26 protein-coding genes are annotated in these 23,248 nt (G+C 60.1%); 21 read left to right on the top strand and 5 right to left on the bottom strand.

Annotation, left to right across the window (positions count from 1 at the left end; translation table 11 throughout):
* The first annotated feature begins 30 nt into the window (after positions 1-30).
* Complete coding sequence (locus tag LOY35_RS22260) at positions 31-663, top strand: glutathione S-transferase family protein (protein ID WP_258627263.1); 633 nt, start codon at positions 31-33, stop codon at positions 661-663.
* A complete protein-coding gene (locus LOY35_RS22255) occupies positions 660-1,604 on the top strand; it encodes a Nudix family hydrolase (RefSeq protein ID WP_258627260.1) in 945 nt (314 codons plus the stop codon). Before LOY35_RS22260 ends, LOY35_RS22255 begins: the two co-directional genes overlap by 4 nt.
* A gap of 110 nt (positions 1,605-1,714) precedes the next feature.
* Here LOY35_RS22255 and LOY35_RS22250 read toward each other — a convergent pair whose 3' ends face one another.
* The 3 genes from LOY35_RS22250 to LOY35_RS22240 are packed head-to-tail and all read right to left on the bottom strand — an operon-like array spanning position 1,715 to position 5,298.
* Positions 1,715-2,296, bottom strand: coding sequence for a cob(I)yrinic acid a,c-diamide adenosyltransferase (locus tag LOY35_RS22250; protein ID WP_258627258.1), 582 nt, complete (start codon positions 2,294-2,296; stop codon positions 1,715-1,717).
* Between the two features lie 2 nt (positions 2,297-2,298).
* Positions 2,299-4,335, bottom strand: a complete 2,037-nt coding sequence (locus LOY35_RS22245) for an ATP-binding protein (RefSeq protein ID WP_258627256.1) — start codon at positions 4,333-4,335, stop codon at positions 2,299-2,301.
* A gap of 45 nt (positions 4,336-4,380) precedes the next feature.
* A complete protein-coding gene (locus LOY35_RS22240; RefSeq protein ID WP_258627253.1) occupies positions 4,381-5,298 on the bottom strand; it encodes a putative 2-dehydropantoate 2-reductase in 918 nt (305 codons plus the stop codon).
* Between the two features lie 143 nt (positions 5,299-5,441).
* On the opposite strand from LOY35_RS22240, the gene LOY35_RS22235 reads away from it, so the two are divergent.
* Positions 5,442-5,927 (top strand): YajQ family cyclic di-GMP-binding protein, encoded by a 486-nt coding sequence (locus LOY35_RS22235; protein ID WP_024776466.1) that lies wholly within the window; start codon positions 5,442-5,444, stop codon positions 5,925-5,927.
* An 86-nt stretch (positions 5,928-6,013) separates the two neighbouring features.
* On the top strand, positions 6,014-6,856 hold the full coding sequence (locus LOY35_RS22230; RefSeq protein WP_258627251.1) for a mechanosensitive ion channel family protein: 843 nt from the start codon (positions 6,014-6,016) through the stop codon (positions 6,854-6,856).
* A 162-nt stretch (positions 6,857-7,018) separates the two neighbouring features.
* On the opposite strand, the gene LOY35_RS22225 is transcribed toward LOY35_RS22230, so the two are convergent.
* Positions 7,019-8,281 (bottom strand): OprD family porin, encoded by a 1,263-nt coding sequence (locus tag LOY35_RS22225; protein WP_258627249.1) that lies wholly within the window; start codon positions 8,279-8,281, stop codon positions 7,019-7,021.
* An 862-nt stretch (positions 8,282-9,143) separates the two neighbouring features.
* Between LOY35_RS22225 and LOY35_RS22220 the strand changes: the two genes are divergently transcribed.
* Positions 9,144-9,569, top strand: a complete 426-nt coding sequence (locus LOY35_RS22220; protein WP_258627247.1) for an HIT domain-containing protein — start codon at positions 9,144-9,146, stop codon at positions 9,567-9,569.
* A 3-nt stretch (positions 9,570-9,572) separates the two neighbouring features.
* Positions 9,573-9,779 (top strand): SlyX family protein, encoded by a 207-nt coding sequence (locus tag LOY35_RS22215; protein WP_258627244.1) that lies wholly within the window; start codon positions 9,573-9,575, stop codon positions 9,777-9,779.
* A gap of 70 nt (positions 9,780-9,849) precedes the next feature.
* On the opposite strand, the gene LOY35_RS28445 is transcribed toward LOY35_RS22215, so the two are convergent.
* Positions 9,850-10,455 carry a cold-shock protein gene (locus LOY35_RS28445; protein WP_309475888.1) on the bottom strand — a complete coding sequence of 202 codons (606 nt, stop codon included), beginning with the start codon at positions 10,453-10,455 and terminating at the stop codon, positions 9,850-9,852.
* A gap of 463 nt (positions 10,456-10,918) precedes the next feature.
* Here LOY35_RS28445 and LOY35_RS22205 point away from each other — a divergent pair, with 463 nt between their 5' ends.
* The 15 genes from LOY35_RS22205 to ybgF all read left to right on the top strand — a co-directional run bounded on the left by LOY35_RS22205 (position 10,919) and on the right by ybgF (position 23,208).
* Positions 10,919-11,392 (top strand): Dps family protein, encoded by a 474-nt coding sequence (locus tag LOY35_RS22205; protein WP_047701202.1) that lies wholly within the window; start codon positions 10,919-10,921, stop codon positions 11,390-11,392.
* A 273-nt stretch (positions 11,393-11,665) separates the two neighbouring features.
* Positions 11,666-12,016 carry a ribbon-helix-helix domain-containing protein gene (locus LOY35_RS22200; protein ID WP_258627242.1) on the top strand — a complete coding sequence of 117 codons (351 nt, stop codon included), beginning with the start codon at positions 11,666-11,668 and terminating at the stop codon, positions 12,014-12,016.
* Between the two features lie 180 nt (positions 12,017-12,196).
* Entirely contained in the window at positions 12,197-12,418 is a 222-nt protein-coding gene (locus LOY35_RS22195; RefSeq protein WP_024776474.1) for an FmdB family zinc ribbon protein, read from the top strand.
* 75 nt (positions 12,419-12,493) lie between these two features.
* Positions 12,494-14,269, top strand: a complete 1,776-nt coding sequence (gene aspS / locus LOY35_RS22190) for an aspartate--tRNA ligase (RefSeq protein WP_024776475.1) — start codon at positions 12,494-12,496, stop codon at positions 14,267-14,269.
* A 118-nt stretch (positions 14,270-14,387) separates the two neighbouring features.
* Positions 14,388-15,134: a YebC/PmpR family DNA-binding transcriptional regulator gene (locus tag LOY35_RS22185; RefSeq protein WP_258627238.1), complete on the top strand. Its 747-nt coding sequence runs from the start codon at positions 14,388-14,390 to the stop codon at positions 15,132-15,134.
* Positions 15,135-15,390: 256 nt separating this feature from the next.
* On the top strand, positions 15,391-15,915 hold the full coding sequence (ruvC, locus tag LOY35_RS22180) for a crossover junction endodeoxyribonuclease RuvC (RefSeq protein ID WP_024776477.1): 525 nt from the start codon (positions 15,391-15,393) through the stop codon (positions 15,913-15,915).
* A gap of 114 nt (positions 15,916-16,029) precedes the next feature.
* Entirely contained in the window at positions 16,030-16,638 is a 609-nt protein-coding gene (gene ruvA, locus LOY35_RS22175; RefSeq protein ID WP_258627236.1) for a Holliday junction branch migration protein RuvA, read from the top strand.
* The gene (gene ruvB / locus LOY35_RS22170) at positions 16,639-17,700 is read left to right on the top strand and encodes a Holliday junction branch migration DNA helicase RuvB (protein WP_041023877.1); all 1,062 of its coding nucleotides are present in this window, start codon (positions 16,639-16,641) and stop codon (positions 17,698-17,700) included.
* Positions 17,701-17,827: 127 nt separating this feature from the next.
* A complete protein-coding gene (gene ybgC, locus LOY35_RS22165) occupies positions 17,828-18,295 on the top strand; it encodes a tol-pal system-associated acyl-CoA thioesterase (protein WP_139645237.1) in 468 nt (155 codons plus the stop codon).
* Complete coding sequence (gene tolQ, locus LOY35_RS22160) at positions 18,285-18,980, top strand: protein TolQ (protein WP_042728759.1); 696 nt, start codon at positions 18,285-18,287, stop codon at positions 18,978-18,980. The genes ybgC and tolQ overlap by 11 nt, the downstream gene beginning before the upstream one ends.
* 23 nt (positions 18,981-19,003) lie before the next feature.
* Positions 19,004-19,456: a protein TolR gene (gene tolR, locus LOY35_RS22155; RefSeq protein ID WP_172679583.1), complete on the top strand. Its 453-nt coding sequence runs from the start codon at positions 19,004-19,006 to the stop codon at positions 19,454-19,456.
* On the top strand, positions 19,456-20,514 hold the full coding sequence (tolA, locus tag LOY35_RS22150) for a cell envelope integrity protein TolA (RefSeq protein WP_139645239.1): 1,059 nt from the start codon (positions 19,456-19,458) through the stop codon (positions 20,512-20,514). Before tolR ends, tolA begins: the two co-directional genes overlap by 1 nt.
* Positions 20,511-21,812 carry a Tol-Pal system beta propeller repeat protein TolB gene (gene tolB, locus LOY35_RS22145; protein ID WP_408981165.1) on the top strand — a complete coding sequence of 434 codons (1,302 nt, stop codon included), beginning with the start codon at positions 20,511-20,513 and terminating at the stop codon, positions 21,810-21,812. The genes tolA and tolB overlap by 4 nt, the downstream gene beginning before the upstream one ends.
* 52 nt (positions 21,813-21,864) lie before the next feature.
* Positions 21,865-22,365, top strand: coding sequence for a peptidoglycan-associated lipoprotein Pal (pal, locus tag LOY35_RS22140; protein ID WP_024779460.1), 501 nt, complete (start codon positions 21,865-21,867; stop codon positions 22,363-22,365).
* Between the two features lie 6 nt (positions 22,366-22,371).
* A complete protein-coding gene (gene ybgF / locus LOY35_RS22135) occupies positions 22,372-23,208 on the top strand; it encodes a tol-pal system protein YbgF (RefSeq protein WP_258627227.1) in 837 nt (278 codons plus the stop codon).
* The last annotated feature ends 40 nt before the right edge of the window (positions 23,209-23,248 follow it).

Genomic DNA, 23,248 nt, shown 5'->3' with positions numbered 1-23,248 from the left:
TTCTGAATAGCCATAAGAAAGGACCCAGACATGAGCCTGCACCTGATCATCGGCGACAAGAGAATATCCTCCTGGTCCCTGCGCGCCGCGCTGGCCCTGGACTTGACCGGCGCGAAGTACACCGAAGAGCTGGTCAGGCTCTTTCAACCCGACACCCGGGAGAAACTGCTCAAGTATTCAGCCACCGCCAAGGTCCCGCTGCTCCAGACCGAAACGGGGGTTGTCGCCGATTCCCTGGCGATTGCCGAATACCTGGCCGAACGGTTTCCCAATGCCGGCCTATGGCCCAAGGCTGTGGCCGCCCGGGCCCAGGCGCGTTCGGCTTGTGCGCAAATGCACAGTGGTTTCTTCGCGCTCCGTAGCAACATGCCATTTGACCTGACCCACGACGCGCCGTTGTCGCCCGTGCCGGCCGATGTCCAGGCGGAAATCGAGCGGATGTTGGCGCTGTGGGCCGAGTGCCGTGCCGTGGCGACCGAAGCCGGCCCATACCTGTTTGGCACCTTGAGCCTGGCGGACGCGTATTTCGCGCCGGTCGCCGTGCGCCTGCGTACCTATCAGGTGGAACTGCCGGAGGTCGATGCGGCCTATGTTGAAACCCTTTACCAATGGCCGGCGTTCAAGGCGTGGCAACAAGCCGGCCTGGAGGAAACAGCGCGGTGAAACGAGTACATGTAGCGGCGGCGGTCATTCGCGACGCCGCCGGCAAGATCCTGATCGCCCGGCGTGCCGACACTCAGCACCAGGGCGGCCTTTGGGAGTTTCCCGGCGGCAAGGTTGAAGCGGACGAGTCTGTCGAGACGGCCCTGGCTCGGGAGCTTCATGAGGAGTTGGGGATTGTGGTCGAGGCTGCCCGGCCATTGATCAAAGTGCGTCACGATTACCCGGACAAACAGGTCTTGCTGGATGTCTGGGAAGTCTCGGCGTTCTCCGGCGAACCTCATGGTGCCGAAGGGCAACCGTTGGCCTGGGTCACGGCTCGCGATCTGACCAACCATGAGTTTCCCGCAGCCAACCAGCCGATCGTGGCGGCGGCTCGCTTGCCCGGCGAATACCTGATCACCCCGGAAGGCCTTGAAACACCGGCCCTGTTGCGCGGAATGCAGAAGGCTATCGCCGGTGGGATCAAGCTGCTCCAGCTGCGGGCGCCCAATGGCTACGATCCGCAATACCGTGATCTGGCGGTGGATGCGGCGGGATTGTGTGCCGGCAAGGCCCAGTTGATGCTCAAGGGGCCTTTCGAATGGCTGGGGGACTTTCCCTCCGCCGGTTGGCACGTCACCGCCGCGCAACTGCGCAAGCATGCGGCGGCCGGTCGCCCCTTCGGCAAGGACCGTTGGCTGGCCGCTTCCTGTCATAACGCCGAGGAACTGTCCCTGGCGCAGCAGATGGACGTGGACTTCGTGACGCTCTCGCCCGTACAACCGACCCAGACCCATCCCGAGGCCCAGCCATTGGGTTGGGCAGAGGCTGCGCGACTGATCGAGGGCTTCAACCGTCCGGTGTATCTGTTGGGCGGGGTGGGGCCTACCGAGCGGCAGAAGGCCTGGGAGGCCGGCGCGCAGGGTGTGGCGGGGATTCGGGCGTTTTGGCCAGAGGCTTGATTCTGTGGTGTAACCGCTGGCGCCATCGCGAGCAGGCTCGCTCCCACACTTGATCGCCGTATCCCTGTGGGAGCGAGCCTGCTCGCGATGGCGTCCTCACGGACGACGAATCACCCCCCAGGCTTGGCCGCCGCCACCCAGAGCACCTCCGCCACACCCTGCCGCCGGGCAATCACCCGCGCCGCCACGAACAACAGATCCGATAACCGATTGATGTAGGCCAGCCCCGGCCCGGCCAGCGGCTCGACGGCGTTCAACTGCTGGCAACGGCGTTCGGCGCCACGGGCCAGGCTGCGGCAGACGTGGGCCTGGGCTACCAGGGTCGAGCCACCGGGCAGGATGAAGTTTTCCAGCGGCCCCAGCTCTTCGTTCCACAGATCGATCGCCGCTTCCAGTCGCTCGACTTCCGCCGTGGTCAGTGCCTGATAAGCCGGCATCGCCAGTTCGCCGCCCAGGTCGAACAACCGGTGCTGACAGGGCGCCAACACTTCGATGATCTCCCTTAGCGCCGGGTATCGGCTCGCCTCGTCGCTGAGCCCCGCCAGCAGCAAGCCCAGTTGGCTGTTCAGGCCATCCACTTCACCGATGGCCTCGACCCGTGGGTGGTCCTTCGCCACGCGACGACCATCGCCCAACCCGGTTTCACCCTTGTCGCCGGTGCGGGTGTAAATCTTCGACAGGCGAAAGCCCATGCTCAGCGCTCCAGTTGCTTGTGTTCTTGGGGCATCATCGAAATGCCCGCCAGGGGCAGGCGCAAGGTGAAGCAGGTGCCTTGGCCCGGCGCTGACTGCACTTCCATCTGGCCCTTGTGGTTGTTGGTGATGATGAAGTACGACACCGACAGCCCCAGGCCCGTGCCCTGGCCGATTTCCTTGGTGGTGAAGAAGGGCTCGAAAGTGCGTTTGCGCACGTTCTCGCTCATGCCGATGCCGTTGTCCTCCACCTGGATTTCCGCCCAGGGCGGGTTCAGCCGCGTGCGCAGGATAATGCGCCCGGGTTCACTGTCGTCCTGGCGTTGGTGGATGGCCTGGGCGGCATTCTTCAACAGGTTGAGCAGCACCTGCTCCAGTTCGTTGGCCGTGCCGGGTACCGGGCCCAGGTTCGGGTCGAATTGACGGATGATCGCCTGGCCCTTGAAGTCGAAACCGATTGCCAGGTCGAAGTCGTTGCCGGCGATTTCCACCGCCTGGTCGATCAGGGCCGGCAGGTCGCAGGGTGCCATCTGTCGTGTGCTGCGGCGGCTGAAACTGAGCATGTGGGTGACAATTTTCGCCGCCCGGGCGCCGGCCTGCTGGATGCCATCGAGCAACTGCGGGATGTCCCGGCTCTGGAGGTACTGATTGACCACCTGCAGTTCGATACCCAGTTGTTCGGCCTGTTCGAGGTTCTTGGGCAGTTCCGGTGACAGGCGGCGGCGGATGTTCTGCACGTTGTGCAGGATGGCCCCCAGCGGGTTGTTGATCTCATGGGCCATGCCCGCCGCGAGGCCACCGACCGAGAGCATCTTTTCCGACTGCACCATCATTTCTTCCAGCGACAGGCGCTGGGTGATGTCGTCGATCCGGATCACCACCCCGCGTCCCGCGCCACCCATCAGCGGGTAGAAGGTCAGGGCGTAGTGCCGGGCTTCATCGTCTTTGGTCCAGGTGACGCGTTCGATCTTGGCCACCGTGTGCTGCTCGACCGTTTGCTTGAGCTGCGGCAGGTAAGGCTTGAGGGGTTCGAACGCGAGGAAGATCGGCTGGTTCAGTGCCTCGTCCAGCCGGGTGCCGGAAAGGGCGCTGGCCTCCTGGTTCCATTGGGTGACATAAAGCTGTTCGTCGAGGGCAATCAGGGCCGACGGCATGGAGTCGATGATGCTGTTGAGGTAGTTCTGGAAGCCGGTGAGCTTTTTCTCGATCTTGCTGCGCACCTGGACTTCGAGCTCCAGCTTGCGGTTGGTGTGCCGGGTTTCTTCCGCCAGGCCCTGGGCCTGGTCATAGGCCGCCTGGGAGTCGTCCCGGGCGCGCTTGAGCTGCTGCTCCCGGGCTTCGATCCGTGACAGCATGGTGTTGAAGGCTTCGGCCAGGCTACCGATTTCGTCGTGGTTGCCACGGGCGGCGCGCAGCGAATAGTTTTCTTCCCGGGTGACCTGGCGCGACAGTTCTTCCAACTGATGAATCGGCCGGGTGATCAGGCGTTTGATCTGCTGGGCAATGACCAGCCATAGCAGCACGCTGAAAATCAGGATGCCGAGGCTGGCGGTCAGGGTGCCGGTGTAGAACGCCGTGGGCAGCTCACTGCTGGCGACCAGCAGCAGGTGGCCCGGCGCGGTACCGGGGCGGGGCAGGGTGATGACCTGGTTACTGCGGAATTCACCGGCCTGCCAGGCTTGCACGTTGCGGAAATGATCCGGCAGCTTGAGCTTCTCACCTTGTTGCAGCTGCGCCAGGCGTTCGCCCTCGCCGTCATACAGCGCCGCCGCCCGCAGCGGGGCGTAGCTGTTGAGTTCGTCGAGCAGGCGCTTGGCGTCTTGCGGCGATTGCAGGGCATCGGAGATCAGGCTCGGGTTGGCGATCAGCCGGCCGATGGTTTGCAGGGCCTGGGGGGCCATGCTTTCCTGGGAAATGTAGTAGGCGGCGCTGATAAAGGTCAGGTTGGCGACCAGCAGGACAGTGGTCAACAACACCAGCAGGGCGGCCAACAGTTTCTGGCCGACCGGCAGGTTTTCAAGGCGCTGGCGCAATGGCATCAGATTCGTCGCTGAAAAGGAACACGAGGCCAGCGTAGCCGCTGCTCAGTCGCTGGGCAATCCGAGGTTGTTCAAGTGACCGATCAGGCGCTGGCGCAACTGTTCCAGATGCGGTACCGCCAGCTCGTGCCGCCGGGCGACCTTGCAGGCGTGGCCGAGCAGATAGCTGATTTCGGTGCGGCGCCGGTTGGCAACATCCTGGTGCATCGAGGAGTAATTGGCAGCAGTGGCCTGGATCACCCGTTCGACTTCCGGCTGCAAGTCTTCGGCCGCCGCGGGCTGGCCGCAGCGTTCAAGCAGGTCGGTGAGCTCCGCGCACAGGGTTGCCACTTCGCAACGATGCTCCTGCAGGCCGCCATTCTTGCAGTGATAGAGCACGGTCAGCGGGTTGATCGCGCAGTTGAGGGCCAGTTTTCGCCAGAGCCGGGTGAGAATGTCCGCGCTCCATTCGTGGGGGATGCCGGCGGCGCTCAGGTCGTCCAGCCAGAACGGCGCCACGGGATGGGCGGGGTCACCCAGCCAGGTGTAGCCGTGACCGGCGAACACTACGCGCCAGTCTCCGTCGCGGAACGCGCCTTCGGTGCTGGAGGCGCTGATGCAACGAGCCTGGGGGACGCGGTTCGCCACCGCGTCCTGGCTGCCGAGGCCATTCTGCAGCAGGATCAGTTCCGACTCGGCGTCCAGGCGATGGGCTACCGAGGCCACCGCCGCTTCCGCGTCATAGGCCTTGCAAGCCAGCAGCAAGCGCCTGATCGGCTCGGGAGCGTCAGCAGTTTCGCCCGGCACCGGGTAGCACTGCGACTGGCCCTGTTCCACCAATGTCAGGCCGCCAGCGCTCCGATAAGCCTGGAACCGACCTTCATTGCGCAGCACCAGCCGCACCGGCAGACCGGCCCGGGCCAGGCGCGCTGCCCATAATGTGCCGAGACTGCCGGCCCCCAGGACATGCCAGGTGGTGGACATCAGCTTTTTACTCGGTTTGGTAGGGGCATCTTGGGGGCTCACGGTATCGGCTGGAAAAGACTCGTTATAATGAGCGCGATTTTAACCACAAGCCAAGCGCGCGCCTTTATTACCGGGGCGCCTTTTTTATTGGAGAACTCTACATGCCGTCATTCGACGTGGTATCCGAACTGGACAAGCACGAAGCCACCAACGCGGTTGAAAACGCCATCAAGGAACTCGATCGTCGTTATGACCTCAAGGGCAAGGGCAGCTTCGAGTTCAAGGAAAAGGACCTGACCGTCAACCTGACCGCCGAAGCCGAGTTCCAGCTCGAGGCGATGATCGAGATCCTCAAGCTTGCGCTGGTCAAGCGCAAGATCGACGTGCAATGCCTTGAGATCAAGGATGCCTATGCCTCGGGCAAGGTGATGAAGCAGGAAGCCGTGCTCAAGGAAGGCATCGACAAGGAGCTGGCAAAGAAGATTGTCGCTCACATCAAGGATGCCAAGCTCAAGGTGCAGGCCGCCATCCAGGGCGAGCAGGTGCGGGTCACCGGCAAGAAGCGCGACGACTTGCAGGAAGCCATCGCGGCACTGCGCGCCAAAGAATTCGGCATGCCGCTGCAGTTCAATAACTTCCGCGACTGACAGGACGTCAGGCTGTTCAGGAATAGGGTGGTGAGGGAGCAGGCTTCCTCGCCACATTCGTGTTTATGGTAATAAAGGAGAGTCGAATGGACTTGAATACAGAAGTGGATCATCTGATCAAAACCTCCCAGGCCGCGATACCGATGGTCATGGAGTACGGCAGCCGTGTGCTGCTGGCGGTCATCACCCTGGCCATCGGCTGGTGGTTGATCAACAAGGTTACACACAAACTGGGCGCGCTACTGGCCCTGCGTAATGCCGACCTGGCACTGCAAGGGTTCATCAGTACCCTCGCCAATGTCATCCTGAAGATATTGCTGGTGGTCAGCGTCGCGTCGATGATCGGCGTGGAAACCACCTCGTTCGTCGCCGCCATCGGTGCGGCAGGCCTGGCAATCGGCCTGGCGTTGCAGGGTAGCCTGGCAAATTTCGCCGGTGGCGTGCTGATCCTGCTGTTCCGCCCGTTCCGTATTGGCGACTGGATCGAAGCCCAAGGTATCGCCGGCACGGTCGACAGCATCCAGATCTTCCATACCGTGTTGCGCACCGGTGACAACAAGACGGTGATCGTACCTAACGGCAACCTGTCGAACGGCATTATCACCAACACCAATCGTCAGCCGACCCGCAAGGTAGTGTTCGATGTGGGGGTGGATTATCAGGCTGACCTGCAGAAAGCGCGCGAAGTCTTGTTGAATCTGGCCAAGGATGAGCGCGTGCTGGCCGATCCGGCGCCCGAAGCGGTGATTTCCACTCTGGGTGACAGTTCGATCACGGTGTCGTTGCGGGTGTGGGTCAAGACTGCGGATTACTGGAGTGTCATGTTCATGTTCAATGAACAGGCGCGGGATCGCTTGAAAGATGCGGGGATTGATATTCCGTTTCCGCAGCGGGTGATTCGGGTTGTTCAGGAAGAGACGGCGAGATAACAAACGCAGATATAACTTGTCGATTGGATCAGGTTTTATTTAGTTAGCTTGCTATTTATGAAGTTGCGCCAGGTTGTTTTATCGGGCGCATAAAAAACCGCTCACCTGGATCAGGTGAGCGGTTTTGTTTTGTTGCGGTATAGCTATCGACTCAGCACTGAATTACAAGATGCTCAGTGGGTACTCGACGATTACGCGGAAGTCGTTATTGTCGTTGCCGTTGATGCCGTTGTAAGAGGTGTTGGCACGATAGAACGCACTACGCAGACGGAAAGACAGATCTTTGGCTGGACCGCTTTGCATAACGTACTTGGTTTCGAAATCCCACTCGTGCTCTTTACCTTCGTCAGCACCAGTAGAGATGTTGTCACCCTTGACGTAACGGGTCATGAAGCTCAGGCCTGGAACGCCGTAGGTTTTCATGTTCAGGTCGTAACGAGCCTGCCAGGAACGCTCGTCTTCACCGTTGAAGTCGGAGTACTGGATGGAGTTGGCGAGGAAGATGGTGCCGTTACCATCTGCACCATAGGCATAACCACTCGAACCGCTTGAGTTCTGGTGAGCCAGGGTGAACTTGTGAGCGCCGATGCTGTAGGCAGCAGCAAGAGACCAGATGCGGTTGTCAACGTCGCCGCTGAGTTCCTGACCTTGGCTCTTGGTGTCGTAGCCGTTGAAGTCGAAGTTCAGGGACTGATCTTCATTGATCGGCAGGGTGTAGTTCAGGTTGATATATTTCTTCTTGTAGTAGTCTTCAATATCGGAAGCCGCTACACCTGCTACAAAATTGTCGGTGAACTGGTAGGTTGCGCCAGCAATGTCAGCGGACTTCAGGCCGGTGCCATTGATGCTGTCGTGACCCATGTGGTTCTGCCCGCTGATCGCGGTGAAGTGACCAGCGCTCAGCTCCAGACCTTTGATTTCCTTACTGGTGATCAAAGTGCCGGTAGCAACTTCTGGCAGCAAGCGGCTGTCGTCAGTGGAGAGGACAGGGCTGGCAACGTACTGGCTACCATACTTCAGGACCGTGTCGGACAGACGGAACTTGACCGCGCCGCCAGCGATGGATTGAGTGTCTTCCGGACGGCCGTCACTATCGGAACCGAACATGCCATTACCGGTGCGGCCACGGCCGCTGTCCAGTTTGACCATGCCATTGGCCAGAGCGTCTATACCAAAACCAACGGTACCTTGGGTGAAGCCAGACTCGTAAGTCGCGCGAGCGGCAAGACCGCTCTCTTCACGATAGCTTTGAGCGGTACTGGGGTTGTTCTTGAAATCACGGTTCATGTACAGGGCGCGGGTCAGAACTTTCAGGCTCTGATCTTCAAAAAAGCCCTTGGATTCCTCTTGGGAGGAGGCCACTGCGAACTGCGAAACGCTGGCCGAAACAGCCAGTGCGATCATGCTCCACTTCATCACGCGCATCGTGATTTGCTCCTTTGGTTTTTAGAAGAGTACTGCCGTCCCACCTGTTTTTTTATCTGGGCGGCTCTTTCTTTTTGTGTCGGCGCGAATTTATATCACGACGACATCATTGGCGATACTTGCCCATCCAACCTTTCAACTTCTTTACGACCGTGTCGCCAATGGCTCGATCCATGTCGTAATGGAGCTGTTCCGACGCAATCGGGTTTCACAACTTGAATGTTGCTTGTCTTTTTTCGGCGTCGGCGTAAAGAGTCCTTCGTTACTGCACTTGAAGCTCCATGAGGGCAACCTTGCCACTTTATTTATAGGCCAGCAGGTTCTCGTTCCAACGATTCCCTGAAGGCGATGTCCGGGATGAATGCAACAAGTATGCACAAACCCGAATTTTGTTCACATTTTTTTCACATTCTTCCTTTCGATGCGGTGAAACCCCATGAAACCGGGGCCAAAAGGCCTTGTTTTAAATAGGGTTGACTGCTGTGCCACTAACGTGTTTGAAACCTGTAAACGGCCCGAGACAATCAAAAACGTTACCGGTTCACCCTATCCAGTGAGTAAATCCCGGATGCCTCGTGCACTGAGCGTAGACGCTTTGTGCGGTTTTGGTGCAAAAAAACTTCTTGAATCGAGCAAGGCCGGTGCTTGCCACGTCCTGCGACCGCCGTTTCCGCGCTATCGAGGGGTTGGTTGCGCTGAAATGGTGCACTCTGTTGTCGCGTCAATAAGGTCGGCTCCGAAAACAGGCATTTAGCCAGGCCTGGAGGTGCGCAGTGAACGTTCAGCCATTCGCGGGTATGCTGCGAATATCCGATACAGGCCCAAACCGGGCTGCCCCCATAACGAGCAAGGAGTACTCGCGGTGTTTGTCTTAGATCCACAACTGCAGCAGGACACATTGCCCATTGGCGATTTCCCGCTGTGCCGGTTGCTGTTGTCCAATGATTCGAATTACCCGTGGTTCATTCTTGTACCAAGGCGCGAAGATATCAGTGAGTTATTTCAGCTCGATGACGCCGATCAACGCCAGCTGTGGAAAGAGACCACCACGCTGGCGGAAATCCTCAAGGACTCCTTTGACGCCGACAAGTTGAACGTTGCGGCGTTGGGTAACGTCGTCAGTCAGTTGCACATGCACGTCATCGTGCGCAGGTATGAGGATGTGGCCTGGCCGTCGCCAGTTTGGGGCAAGCATCCGGCCCGGCCTTATAATGCGCAACAGGTGGCGGCCATTCGCGAGCGGTTGCGGATGGCCCTGACCGATGATTTCAAATTTGTGGAGGGTTGAACCGTGGATCTTGAGGCGCGTGTTACCGATCTGGAAACTCGCCTGGCATTTCAGGATGACACCATCCAGGCGTTGAATGATGTGTTGGTGGCGCAGCAGCGGGTCGTCGAGCGTTTGCAATTGCAGATGGCGGCGTTGCTCAAGCGGCAGGAGGAAATGGCCGGGCAGTTCGAATCCGTCGAGGAAGAGGCGCCGCCCCCGCATTACTGATCGCCCGAGTGACAGGGCATAAAAAAACCGCGATGCAGCCTGGCTGCTCGCGGTTTTTTCATGCCTGGGATCAGCGGCGCGGCAGTGCGGCGATGACGTCTTCGGCTTGCAGGCCTTTGTCGCGGTGCATCACGGAAAACTCCACGCGCTGGCCTTCGACCAGGACGCGATGGCCTTCGCCGCGAATGGCCCGGAAATGCACGAAAATATCATCGCCGGAATCGCGGGAGATAAAGCCGAAGCCCTTGGAGGTGTTGAACCACTTCACGGTGCCGGTATCGCGGTTGGACATGTCGTAGTTCTGCGGCGCGGCGGTCGGCGACGACTTCCTGTAGAAGCTGACGGCCAGGTGCAGTGCCACGGCAAGCAGCGCCGCGGCGAGGCTGAACAGGACGGCCGGTTGGCCGCTGATTTCCGGCATCGGAGCCAGCAGGCTCAGGGTTTGCAGGGCAACGGCCAGCACCAGCAGTACGCTGACCAGGTTTTGCAGTTGATGACGAGGACCTTTGTGCCAGTAAGGAATGACAGGTGCGAGGGTCAGGTTGAGCAGGCCGAAGAAGGCCAGGTAAAGCGCATCGGGATGTTGCAGGTAAGGTGTGGCTTCGGAACCCAGGCTAGGGATGAAGGACAGCAGCAGGGCAGCTGCGCCCATTAGCAAGTGGACGATTTTCAACATTTTGATTGGCTCACGGTTAAGACGGATCACAAGGAAGAGCTGGTCGGGTGCGGTTCGCTTCAGAACAATGAGAGGCGCTGGACACGTACCCGAATCAGCCTATGCGCCACACCCAGGAAAATAGGCGTAGCGACACACTGCCTATTTAACAGCAAAGCCCGGGCCTTCTCAAACTCGTAACAGGTGTGTGCCGCGCTGTTCGTCGGCCGGAGAGCTGTACGCCTGTAGGAGCGAGCCTGCTCGCGATGGCGGCGGGTCAGCAATACCTGCATCAACTGACAGACCGCCATCGCGAGCGGGCTCGCTCCCACAGGGAGCGGTGTTTATCCTGCTGATAGCGGATAGCCTGGAACCGGCCTGCGTCTTGGCTTGTCGGTTCAGGAGGGCAGGCGATTTGTCGCAGGCCACAGGAGGCAACACCCGCTACGCTGTGGAATTCATCACCGTCAGGAGATCAACCAACATGGCTATTGATATCGGTATCAGTGAAGAAGATCGCAAGTCCATCGTCGACGGGCTCTCGCGCCTGCTGTCGGACACCTATGTGTTGTATCTCAAGACCCACAATTTCCACTGGAACGTCACGGGGCCGATGTTTCGGACCCTGCATCTGATGTTCGAGGAGCAATACAACGAATTGGCGCTGGCGGTGGATCTGATTGCCGAGCGCATTCGTGCGCTCGGCTTTCCCGCACCTGGGGCCTATTCGGTGTACGCACGCTTGTCTTCCATCAAGGAAGAGGAGGGCGTACCCGGTGCCGAAGACATGATCCGGCAACTGGTCGATGGCCAGGAGGCGGTGACGCGCACGGCCCGTGGCATCTTCCCCTTGCTGGACAAGGTCAGCGATGAGCCGACCGCCGATCTGCTGACCCAGCGCATGCAGGTTCATGAAAAGACCGCGTGGATGCTGCGCTCTCTGCTGGACGAGCGGTAAGTCTCCGGCGGGCGATGGTGGGGCAAGTGGCATCATCGCCCGTGTGCCGCGACCGTTGGTTTCCTTATATCGGGCTTTCCGATCAGTCGTGCGCCTGCTGTGGGGTAACCCATCGCGTGTAGGACGATGTAATTCATCGTCTATCTGCTGTTGGCTTGTCCTACGTTGCTGGTCAAAAAGTCATCTGGATCTGGCGACTCCGTTGAGCTTCCATAGGGCATCAGATTGGTTGTCCTGACTGAGAGGTTCGTATGGCAAAGGAGTGTCGACGGTATGATTCAAGGAAAAGAACCAAGGGAGGGGGCACAGTCCATCGAGGTCGACCCGTTCGTCAGTGGATTCGATATGCAGCTGGCCCGGCCCTTGTCCCGATCCATCCGTTTGAATGGTTTCGCCACCTGTCTTCGGCTGGAGCGGGTCTATTGGGAGATTCTCGGCGACATGGCCCAGCTCAACAACTGTTCCGTCAACGCCCTGTTGTCCCATGTCGACAGGGAGGTGCACCTGCGCCACGGCGGGGTCCGCAATTTCAGCGGCCTGGTGCGTGTCGTCTGCGTGGTGCACAGTTTGAAGGAGGCTGGCATGGAGGTCGTGGAGCGTCACTGGCGTGGGGCCTCGCGGTGACCCGGCCGGGCCGGTAGGTGCCCTGGGGAGCCTTGGGGGCTTCCAGATTCGTTTCCCGTCCCGTGGGAAACGAATGGAGAACGCCCCTACGGCTGCACAGGCTGCATTTAATGGATATAATCCCGCTCTTTGCCGCAAAGCCCAGCTTTTGCGCGATTAACCTGATCGCCGAGACAACCCATGCCGATGTACGACTATCAATGTGCTTCCTGTGGTCATCAGATGGAAGCCATCCAAAAGATCAGCGAAGCACCGCTGGTCGACTGCCCAGCCTGCCAGGCCCCGGAACTGAAAAAGATGCTGTCCATGCCGGGTTTCCGTCTCGGCGGTACGGGCTGGTATGAAACCGACTTCAAGACCGGCGCGAAGAAGAACCTCGCCGGTGGCGACAAAGCTGACTGAGATGAATACGCGCGGGTTCTTGCATGGGCAGGACCTCCAACCGAATGTCGAATTACGAGAAGTGAAACCACTACCATGATGCGCAGCCATTATTGCGGCCAACTGAACGAAAGCCTGGAAGGTCAGGAAGTTACTCTTTGCGGATGGGTCCATCGTCGCCGTGACCATGGCGGGGTGATTTTCCTCGATATCCGTGATCGTGAAGGCCTGGCCCAGGTAGTGTTCGATCCGGACCGTGCTGAAACCTTCGCCACCGCCGACCGCGTGCGCAGCGAATACGTGGTCAAGATCACCGGCAAGGTGCGCCTGCGTCCGGCCGGTGCCGGCAATGCCAACATGGCGTCCGGCATGATCGAAGTGCTGGGTCATGAGCTGGAAGTGCTCAACGAAGCGGAAACTCCGCCGTTCCCGCTCAACGAATTTTCCGACGTGGGCGAAGAAACCCGCCTGCGCTATCGCTTCATCGACCTGCGTCGTCCGGAAATGGCCGAGAAGCTGCGCCTGCGTTCGCGCATGACCACCAGCATCCGTCGCTACCTGGACGAGAACGGCTTCCTCGACGTCGAGACGCCGATCCTGACCCGGGCCACGCCGGAAGGCGCCCGCGACTACCTGGTGCCGAGCCGTACCCACCCCGGCAGCTTCTTCGCCCTGCCGCAATCGCCGCAGTTGTTCAAGCAGCTGCTGATGGTGGCCGGCTTCGACCGCTACTACCAGATCGCCAAGTGCTTCCGCGACGAAGACCTGCGTGCCGACCGTCAGCCTGAGTTCACTCAGATCGACATCGAGACCAGCTTCCTCGACGAAAAAGACATCATGGGCCTGACCGAAGGCATGATCCGCAACCTGTTCAAGGAAGTGCTGGGTCTGGAGTTCGGTGACTTCCCGCACATGACCTGGGACGAGGCCATGCGCCGCTACGGTTCCGACAAGCCGGACCTGCGTATCCCGCTGGAACTGGTGGACGTGGCCGACCAGCTCAAGGACGTCGAATTCAAGGTCTTCAGCGGTCCGGCCAACGATCCGAAATGCCGCGTAGCCGCCTTGCGCGTGCCGGGTGCGGCGAGCATGCCGCGCAGCAAGATCGACGACTACACCAAGTTCGTCGGCATCTACGGGGCCAAGGGCCTGGCGTACATCAAGGTCAACGAGCGCGCCAAAGGCGTCGAAGGCCTGCAATCGCCGATCGTCAAGAACATCCCTGAAGCCAACCTGAACGTGATCCTCGATCGCGTCGGCGCGGTCGATGGCGACATCGTGTTCTTCGGCGCCGACAAGGCCAAGATCGTCAGCGAAGCCCTGGGGGCGTTGCGGATCAAGGTCGGCCACGACCTGGAACTGCTGACTTGCGAATGGGCGCCGTTGTGGGTCGTTGACTTCCCGATGTTCGAAGAAAACGACGATGGCAGCTTCACCGCCCTGCATCACCCGTTCACCGCGCCGAAATGCACGCCGCAAGAGCTGGAAGCCAACCCGGCTACCGCTTTGTCGCGTGCCTACGACATGGTTCTGAACGGCACCGAGCTGGGTGGCGGTTCGATCCGTATCCACCGCAAGGACATGCAGCAGGCGGTGTTCCGTCTGCTGGGCATCGACGAAGCGGAACAGGAAGAGAAATTCGGCTTCCTGCTCGACGCCCTGAAGTTCGGTGCACCGCCCCATGGTGGCCTGGCCTTCGGCCTGGATCGCCTGGTGATGCTGATGACCGGTGCCCAGTCGATCCGTGAAGTGATCGCATTCCCGAAAACCCAGAGCGCGGCCGATGTCATGACCCAGGCCCCGGGTGCGGTGGATGCCAAGGCGCTGCGCGAGCTGCACATCCGCCTGCGTGAACAGCCAAAGGCTGAGTAAGGCTGACACCTGAAGGCGCATCTTCGGATGCGCCTTTTCGTTGGTGTCGATATTTCTGCTTGTCTGCCACCGTGCGAGCGCGGGGCGGGCAACGTTTCAAGAAGAACCGGAGCGAGTTATGGCAGGTCATTCCAAGTGGGCGAACATCAAGCACCGCAAAGAACGTCAGGATGCCAAGAGGGGCAAGATCTTTACCAAGTGGATCCGTGAGCTGACGGTCGCGGCCCGCCAGGGTGGCGGCGATCCGGGGTCCAACCCGCGTTTGCGCCTGGCCCTGGACAAGGCGCTCGGTGCCAACATGAGCCGCGACATCATCGACCGGGCCATCGCCCGTGGCGCCGGTGCGACCGAGGCCGATAACGTTGAAGAGCTGACCTATGAAGGTTATGGCCCGGGAGGCGTGGCGGTGATGGTCGAGTGTATGACCGATAATCGCAACCGTACCGCCGCTGCCGTGCGTCATGCCTTCAGCAAGTGCGGTGGCAACCTTGGTACCGACGGTTCGGTGGCTTATCTGTTCGAGCGCAAGGGGCAGATCAGCTTCGCGCCGGGCCTCGATGAAGATGCCCTGACGGAAGCGGCCCTGGAGGCCGATGCCGATGATGTGGTCAGCCATGAAGACGGCTCGTTCGATGTCTTCACGTCGTTCGCCAGCTTCTATGCCGTGCGTAATGCCTTGGAGGCCGCCGGGTTCAAGCCCGTCGACGCGGAAATCGTCATGCAGCCGACCACCAGCGCCGAACTGGATCTTGAAGGCGCCGAGAAAGTGCTCAAGCTGATCGACATGCTCGAAGACCTGGATGACGTGCAGAACGTCTATTCCAATGCCGATATTCCGGAATCGGTGGCTGAACAGCTAGGCTGATCCCCAATGTGATCAGTTTAGCGGAACCCTGTGGCGAGGGGATTTATCCCCGCTGGGCTGCGTGACAGCCCCAAACCAGTCAACTCAATCTGCCTGATGCACCGAGCTGCAGGATTTGGGGTCGCTTCGCGACCCAGCGGGGATCAATCCCCTCGTCACAGGGAAATTGCTCGGCTTTACATATCGTGCGTCACCGGCATTGGGTCAAGCCCTTGCTGTATCCTCATTTGCAACCGCACTACCTTTCGCAGGCGTTATGACTTTAATCCTTGGCATCGACCCCGGTTCGCGCATTACCGGTTACGGCGTGGTTCGCGATACCGGGCGCGGCTGCGTGTATGTGGCGTCCGGCTGCATCCGCACCGGGGCAGGTGAGCTGCATGAGCGCCTGCAGATCGTTTATCGCGGGGTGCGCGAAGTCATCCAGACCTACGGCCCGGTCACCATGGGCATCGAAAAGGTCTTCATGGCGCGCAATGCCGATTCCGCCTTGAAGCTGGGGCAGGCCCGGGGGGCGGCGATTGTTGCCGGCGCCGAGGAAAGCCTGGAGATTGCCGAGTACACCGCGACCCAGGTCAAGCAGGCGGTCGTCGGAACGGGGGCGGCAAACAAGGAGCAGGTGCAAATGATGGTGATGCACCTGTTGAAACTGGTCAGCAAGCCGCAGATTGACGCCTCTGACGCCCTGGCTATCGCCATTTGCCATGCCCATACCCGTTCCAGTTTGTTGCCTCATGGTCTGGGAACCGCACGCAGTCGTGGCGGGCGCCTGCGTCTCTGATAGCATCAGCGCACTCATTCATGAGCCCGAGTCTGTTGCGCCTGTGTCGTCGGCCTTCACGCCCGGGCTGTTATTCGCCAGCCAGCGGCTGGTCAACGCCCAAGGATCTGAAACGTGATTGGACGCTTGCGCGGCACCCTGGCTGAAAAACAGCCGCCGCACCTGATTCTGGATGTAAATGGCCTGGGCTATGAGCTGGAAGTGCCCATGACCACGCTGTATCGCTTGCCGTCGGTCGGTGAGCCGCTGACGTTGCACACCCATTTGGTCGTGCGCGAGGATGCGCAGTTACTCTATGGCTTTGTCGGCAAGCGTGAGCGGGATTTCTTCCGTGAGTTGATCCGCCTCAATGGTGTCGGCCCGAAACTGGCGCTGGCCTTGATGTCGAGCCTGGAAGTCGACGAACTGGTACGTTGCGTGCAATCCCAGGACACCTCGGCCTTGACCAAGGTGCCGGGTGTCGGCAAGAAAACCGCCGAACGCCTGCTGGTGGAACTCAAGGATCGCTTCAAGGCCTGGGAAGCGGTGCCAGCCATGTTCGCGCTGGTGCCGAACCAGCCGGATGCGCCGGTGCCGACGGCCAGTGCCGAGAACGACGCGGTCACTGCGCTGATCTCCCTGGGCTACAAGCCGCAGGAGGCCAGCAAGGCGATTTCCGCCATCAAGGAAAAAGGCTTGAGTACTGAAGACATGATTCGTCGTGCCCTGAAGGGAATGATCTAAGTGATTGAAGCTGACCGCCTGATCGCCGCCACGGGGGCGCCCCGTGACCGTGAAGAAGTCCAGGACCGTGCGATTCGCCCCGTCAGCCTGGCCGACTACATCGGCCAACCGACCGTGCGCGAGCAGATGGAGTTGTTCATCCAGGCGGCCCGTGGGCGTAGCGAGTCGCTGGACCACACCTTGATCTTCGGCCCGCCGGGCCTGGGCAAGACCACCCTGGCCAACATCATTGCCCAGGAAATGGGCGTGTCGATCAAGAGCACGTCCGGTCCGGTCCTCGAGCGTCCGGGTGACCTGGCGGCGCTGTTGACCAACCTCGAGCCCCACGACGTATTGTTCATCGACGAAATCCATCGGTTGTCGCCGATTGTCGAGGAAGTGCTGTACCCGGCCATGGAGGATTTCCAGCTCGACATCATGATCGGCGAAGGTCCGGCGGCGCGTTCCATCAAGCTGGACCTGCCACCCTTCACCCTGGTGGGGGCCACCACCCGCGCCGGCATGCTCACCAACCCGCTGCGCGACCGTTTCGGCATCGTCCAGCGCCTGGAGTTCTACAGCAACGCGGACCTGGCTACGATCGTCAGTCGCTCGGCGGGCATCCTCGGGTTGCCGCTGGACCCGGAGGGCGCCTATGAAGTGGCGCGTCGGGCCCGGGGCACGCCGCGGATCGCCAACCGGCTGCTGCGCCGGGTCCGGGATTTTGCCGAGGTCCGGGCCAAGGGCCACATCACCAAGCCGATTGCCGACCTGGCGTTGAACCTGCTGGACATCGACGAGCGTGGTTTCGACCATCAGGACCGGCGCCTGCTGCTGACCATGATCGAGAAGTTCGACGGTGGTCCGGTGGGCGTGGACAGCCTGGCCGCGGCCATCAGCGAAGAGCGCCATACCATCGAGGATGTACTGGAGCCGTACCTGATCCAGCAGGGCTACATCATGCGCACCCCTCGTGGGCGGGTGGTGACGCGCCATGCCTACCTGCACTTCGGCTTAAACATCCCGACACGAATGGGCGAGATGCCGGTGGTAGACGAATTCCTCGATGCCGTGGACGATTGAACGACTTTTTAATGCAGCGACTTTTTTCCGGATTGTGCTGTCCCAGACGACGTCCGGAGCGTCTATGCACTCGAGAATGAAAAAACAGTTGCCGCCGATTGGCAACCCGAGGAGTAAGCACTAGAGTATGCGCGCGCAAAACGGGCTGGAGTCGTTCGCACATCGCTGTCGCGTTTATTACGAGGACACCGATGCCGGCGGCATCGTTTACTACGTCAACTACCTCAAGTTTATGGAACGGGCTCGAACCGAACGGCTGCGGGAACTGGGTTTTGCCCAATCCGCGCTGGCAGGGGAGGACCTGTTATTCGTCGTGCATTCCAGCGAAGCGCGTTACCACGCGCCGGCGCGACTGGACGACGAGCTTCTGGTAAGTGCCGATGTCATCGAATTGAACCGTGTCAGCCTGCGTTTCAAGCAGCAGGTCAGGCGGGCTACGGATAATGCGCTGCTCTGTGAAGGGCAGTTTTTGGTGGCCTGTGTGCGCACCCATAGTTTGAAACCCCGGGCCATTCCCGAAGCTCTACGCGCGGCCTTTGCCGGCGTGAGCGGCGCGGGTACACACTCAGAGCAGGAGATAAAGCGTGGAAGCTAACGTCGTCGACCATACCTCCATGTGGAGCCTGGTCAGCAATGCCAGCGTCGTGGTGCAACTGGTAATGCTGACCCTGGTAGCCGCATCGGTGACCTCATGGATCATGATTTTTCAGCGCAGCAACCTGCTGCGCGCCGGTCGCCGTGCCCTGGAGAGCTTTGAAGAGCGCTTCTGGTCGGGTATCGACCTGTCCAAGCTGTACCGCCAGGCGGGCAGCAACCCGGATCCGGATTCGGGCGTGGAGCAGATCTTCCGTGCCGGTTTCAAGGAGTTCTCCCGTTTGCGCCAGCAGCCAGGCGTCGACCCTGAAGCGGTGATGGAAGGCGTGGCCCGTGCCATGCGCGTGGCCATTTCCCGGGAAGAAGAAAAGCTGGAGCAGAGCCTGCCGTTCCTGGCCACCGTCGGTTCGGTCAGTCCGTACATTGGCCTGTTCGGTACGGTGTGGGGGATCATGAACTCCTTCCGTGGCCTGGCCTCCGCCCAGCAGGCAACCCTGGCCACCGTGGCCCCGGGTATCGCCGAGGCGCTGGTCGCCACCGCCATTGGCCTGTTCGCGGCGATCCCGGCCGTTATCGCCTACAACCGCTTCGCTGCCCGCAGCGAGACGCTGATCGGCCGTTACTACACCTTCGCCGATGAATTCCAGGCGATCCTGCACCGCAAAGTGCACACCAGCGAAGAATAAGCAGGTATTTCCCGATGGCTTTAATCGCTCGAGCCCGAAACAAGCGCAAGCCGGTTGCCGAGATGAACGTGGTGCCCTACATCGACGTGATGCTGGTGCTGCTGGTCATCTTCATGGTGACCGCACCGATGCTCAATCAGGGCGTGAAGGTGGATCTGCCCAAGGTTTCCAGCGAAGCCTTGCCGCAGGACAACAACACCCAGGTCCTGACCATTTCGATCAAGGCTGACAAGACCTACTACTGGAACCTTGGCAGCGAAGTCGATACCGAGAAGCAGCAGGACCGGGCCATGACCCTGCCCCAGATGACCGATGCGGTGACCAAGATCATCAATAATGGCAACCAGAACGGCAAACGCACCCAGGTCTTCATTCGCGGTGACAAGACCGTCGACTACGGTGCCGTGATGGGCGCGATGGGTGGTCTGCAGAAAGCCGGGGTCGGTAATGTTGGCTTGATCACCGAGGCCCCCTGATGCAGCAACAGCGAGAGCCGTCCGCCTCGGAAAGCTACTTCTGGCCCAGTGTTCTGGCAATCGGCCTGCACGTGCTGGTGTTCGGCATGTTGTTCGTCAGTTTTGCCATGACGCCGGAGCTGCCGCCGGCCAAGCCAATCGTGCAGGCGACCCTTTATCAGCTCAAGTCCAAGAGCCAGGCCACCACGCAGACCAACCAGAAGCTGGCCGGCGAGGCGAAGAAGTCCGCTGCGCGGCAGACTGAAGTCGAGCAGATGGAGCAGAAGAAGGTCGAGCAGGAGGCGATAAAGGCAGCGGAACAAAAGAAAGAGGAAGCTGCTCAAAAGGCCGAGGAAGCGAAGAAGGCCGACGAGGCGAAAAAAGCTGACGAGGCCAAGAAAGCCGATGAAGCGAAAAAAGCCGAGGCCAAGAAGGCAGAAGAGAAACAATTGGCTGATATAGCCAAGAAGAAAGCCGAAGAGGAAGCCAAGAAAGCCGCTGAGGAAGAGGCCAAGAAAGCGGCCGCCGAAGAGGCCAAGAAGAAGATTGTCGAGGACGCCAAGAAGAAAGCGGCCGAAGACGCCAAGAAGAAAGCTGAAGCTGACGAGGCGAAAAAGAAAGTCGCCGAAGACGCGAAGAAGAAAGCCGCCGCCGACGCCGCCAAGAAAAAGGCCCAGGACGCAGCGCGCAAATCTGCCGAAGAGAAGAAGGCCCAGGCCTTGGCAGACCTGCTTTCCGACACGCCGCAGCGCCAGCAGGCCTTGGCCGATGAGCAAGGCGATGAAGTCGCCGGTAGCTTCGATGATCTGATTCGTGCCCGGGCGGCAGAGGGTTGGGCTCGTCCACCTTCGGCGCGCCAAGGCATGACGGTAGTATTGCAGATCGGCATGTTGCCGGACGGTACGGTGGCCTCGGTCAGCGTGGCCAAGTCCAGCGGCGACGGACCTTTCGATGCTTCGGCGGTTGCAGCGGTCAAGAACATTGGACGATTGACGGAAATGCAAGGAATGAAGTCGAGCGATTTCGCTCCCTATCGTTCATTCAAGATGACATTCACACCTGAGGATCTAGCCTTGTGAGAAACCTTCTTCGAGGAATGCTTGTCGTTATCTGCTGCCTGGCAGGGATAGCGGTGGCAGAGGAAAAGAACATTCTGGTCACCAGCGGCAGCGACCGGGCCACCCCGATCGCCGTCGTACCGTTCGGCTGGCAGGGCGGTAGCGTCCTGCCGGACGATATGGCGGAAATCATCGGCAACGACCTGCGCAACTCGGGTTACTACGCGCCGATTCCGAAGCAGAACATGATCAGCCTGCCCACCCAGGCCAGCGAAGTCATCTACCGTGACTGGAAGGCCCTGGGCGCCCAGTACATCATGGTCGGCAGCATCGTTCCGGCTGGCGGCCGCCTGCAGGTGCAATACGCCCTGTTCAACGTCGCCACCGAACAGCAGGTGCTGACCGGCAGCGTGTCGGGCAGCACTGACCAACTGCGTGACATGGCGCACTACATCTCCGACCAGTCGTTCGAGAAACTCACCGGCATCAAGGGTGCATTCTCTACCCGCATGCTCTACGTGACGGCCGAACGCTTCTCCGAGAAAAACACCCGCTACACCCTGCAGCGCTCCGACTACGACGGCGCCCGCGCGGTCACCCTGCTGCAATCGCGTGAGCCGATCCTGTCGCCGCGTTTCGCTCCCGATGGCAAGCGCATCGCCTATGTGTCGTTCGAGCAGAAGCGTCCGCGCATTTTCGTGCAGCACATCGACACCGGTCGCCGTGAACAGATCACCAACTTCGAAGGCCTGAACGGCGCGCCAGCCTGGTCGCCGGACGGTAACCGCCTGGCGTTCGTACTGTCCAAGGACGGTAACCCGGACATCTATGTGATGAACCTGGCCTCGCGTTCGATCTCCCGTGTCACCAACGGCCCGGGCATCAACACCGAACCGTTCTGGGGCAAGGATGGCTCGACCATCTACTTCACTTCCGACCGTGGTGGCAAACCGCAGATCTACAAGACCAGTGCCAGTGGTGGCGGTGCCGAGCGCGTGACCTTCGTCGGTAACTACAACGCCAACCCTAAACTGTCGGCGGACGAGAAGACCCTGGTGATGATCCATCGCCAGGACGGTTTCACCAATTTCAAGGTGGCAGCCCAGGATATTCAGCGCGGCAGCGTAAAAATCCTAACTGATAGCACTCTGGACGAGTCACCTACTGTTGCGCCCAACGGCACCATGGTAATCTACGCCACCCGCCAGCAGGGCCGGGGAGTCTTGATGCTCGTGTCCATTAATGGACGCGTAAGGCTCCCGCTTCCTACCGCTCAAGGCGAAGTCAGAGAACCGTCCTGGTCCCCTTACCTGAACTGACGCGGCGCAATACGTTTTACTTAACACACTGGGGTTCATTAGGAGTTTCACGATGGAAATGCTGAAGTTTGGTAAATTTGCTGCGCTGGCTCTGGCCATGGCTGTAGCTGTAGGTTGCTCGTCCAAAGGCGGCGACAACGCTGGTGAAGGCGCTGTTGATCCGAACGCTGGTTACGGCGCTAACACCGGTGCAGTTGACGGCTCCATGAGCGAAGAAGCTGCTCTGCGCGCAATCACCACCTTCTACTTCGAATACGACAGCTCGGACCTGAAGCCAGAAGCCATGCGCGCCCTGGACGTTCACGCCAAAGACCTGAAAGCAAACGGCGCTCGCGTTGTTCTGGAAGGCAACACCGACGAACGTGGTACTCGTGAGTACAACATGGCACTGGGCGAGCGTCGTGCGAAAGCCGTTCAACGCTACCTGGTACTGCAAGGTGTTTCCCCAGCTCAGCTGGAACTGGTTTCCTACGGCGAAGAGCGTCCAGTTGCTACCGGTAACGACGAGCAGTCCTGGGCTCAGAACCGTCGCGTCGAACTGCGTAAGAACTGATTCGTCATGCGAACGTGCCGTCGTGCTGTAACTGTTCTGGCTCTCAGTCTCGCACCGCTTGCGGTGTGGGCTGCGGTTCCTGTGGTCGATAACGATGCTGGCTATAACAATAGCGGGAGCAGTTATCCGCCTGCGGGTTACGGTACGAACGGCGCCTATGCCGGGGGAGGGGTTTCGGCCCCTGTCTCGGCACAGGGCCAGCTGTTCAACCAACTGCAGCAAATGCAGGATCAGCTTTCACGCCAACAAGGCGCGATTGAAGTTCTGCAAAACGAAGTATCGCGCATGAAGCAGGAAAACCTGGAGCGTTACCAGGATCTTGATCGGCGCATAGTAAGCGGTGCTGCACCTGCCGCGACTTCTGAGAATTCTCCTGCCGGTGGCGACTTGAACGCCCCTGGCACTGCCGCAGGCGCGGGTGCAGGGGCTAGCGCTCCGGCACCTGCCGCCAGTGGCGAACCGGCTGATCCGGCGAAGGAAAAGCTCTATTACGATGCTGCCTTCGACTTGATCAAGGCCAAGGATTTCGACAAGGCCAGCCAGGCCTTTGCCGCTTTCCTGCGCAAATACCCAAACAGCCAGTACTCGGGCAATGCCCAATACTGGTTGGGTGAAGTGAACCTGGCCAAGGGCGACCTGCAAGGTGCCGGCCAGGCATTCGCCAAGGTTTCCCAGCTGTATCCCAAGCATGCCAAAGTGCCGGATTCGCTGTACAAGCTGGCTGACGTGGAGCGCCGCCTTGGTCACACCGACAAGGTCAAGGGCATCCTGCAGCAGGTGGTCTCCCAGTATCCGGGGACTTCTGCCGCCCAGTTGGCCCAGCGCGATCTGCAGCGCATGTAAGCCGGTTTGGTCCTGTAACGAAGAAACCCGCGCCTGTCGC

Origin of the sequence: Pseudomonas sp. B21-028 (genome assembly GCF_024749045.1) — a bacterium.
GTDB lineage: Bacteria > Pseudomonadota > Gammaproteobacteria > Pseudomonadales > Pseudomonadaceae > Aquipseudomonas.
The sequence above is the reverse complement of the archived record's forward strand: the minus strand, read 5'-3'. Positions and strand labels throughout refer to the sequence as shown.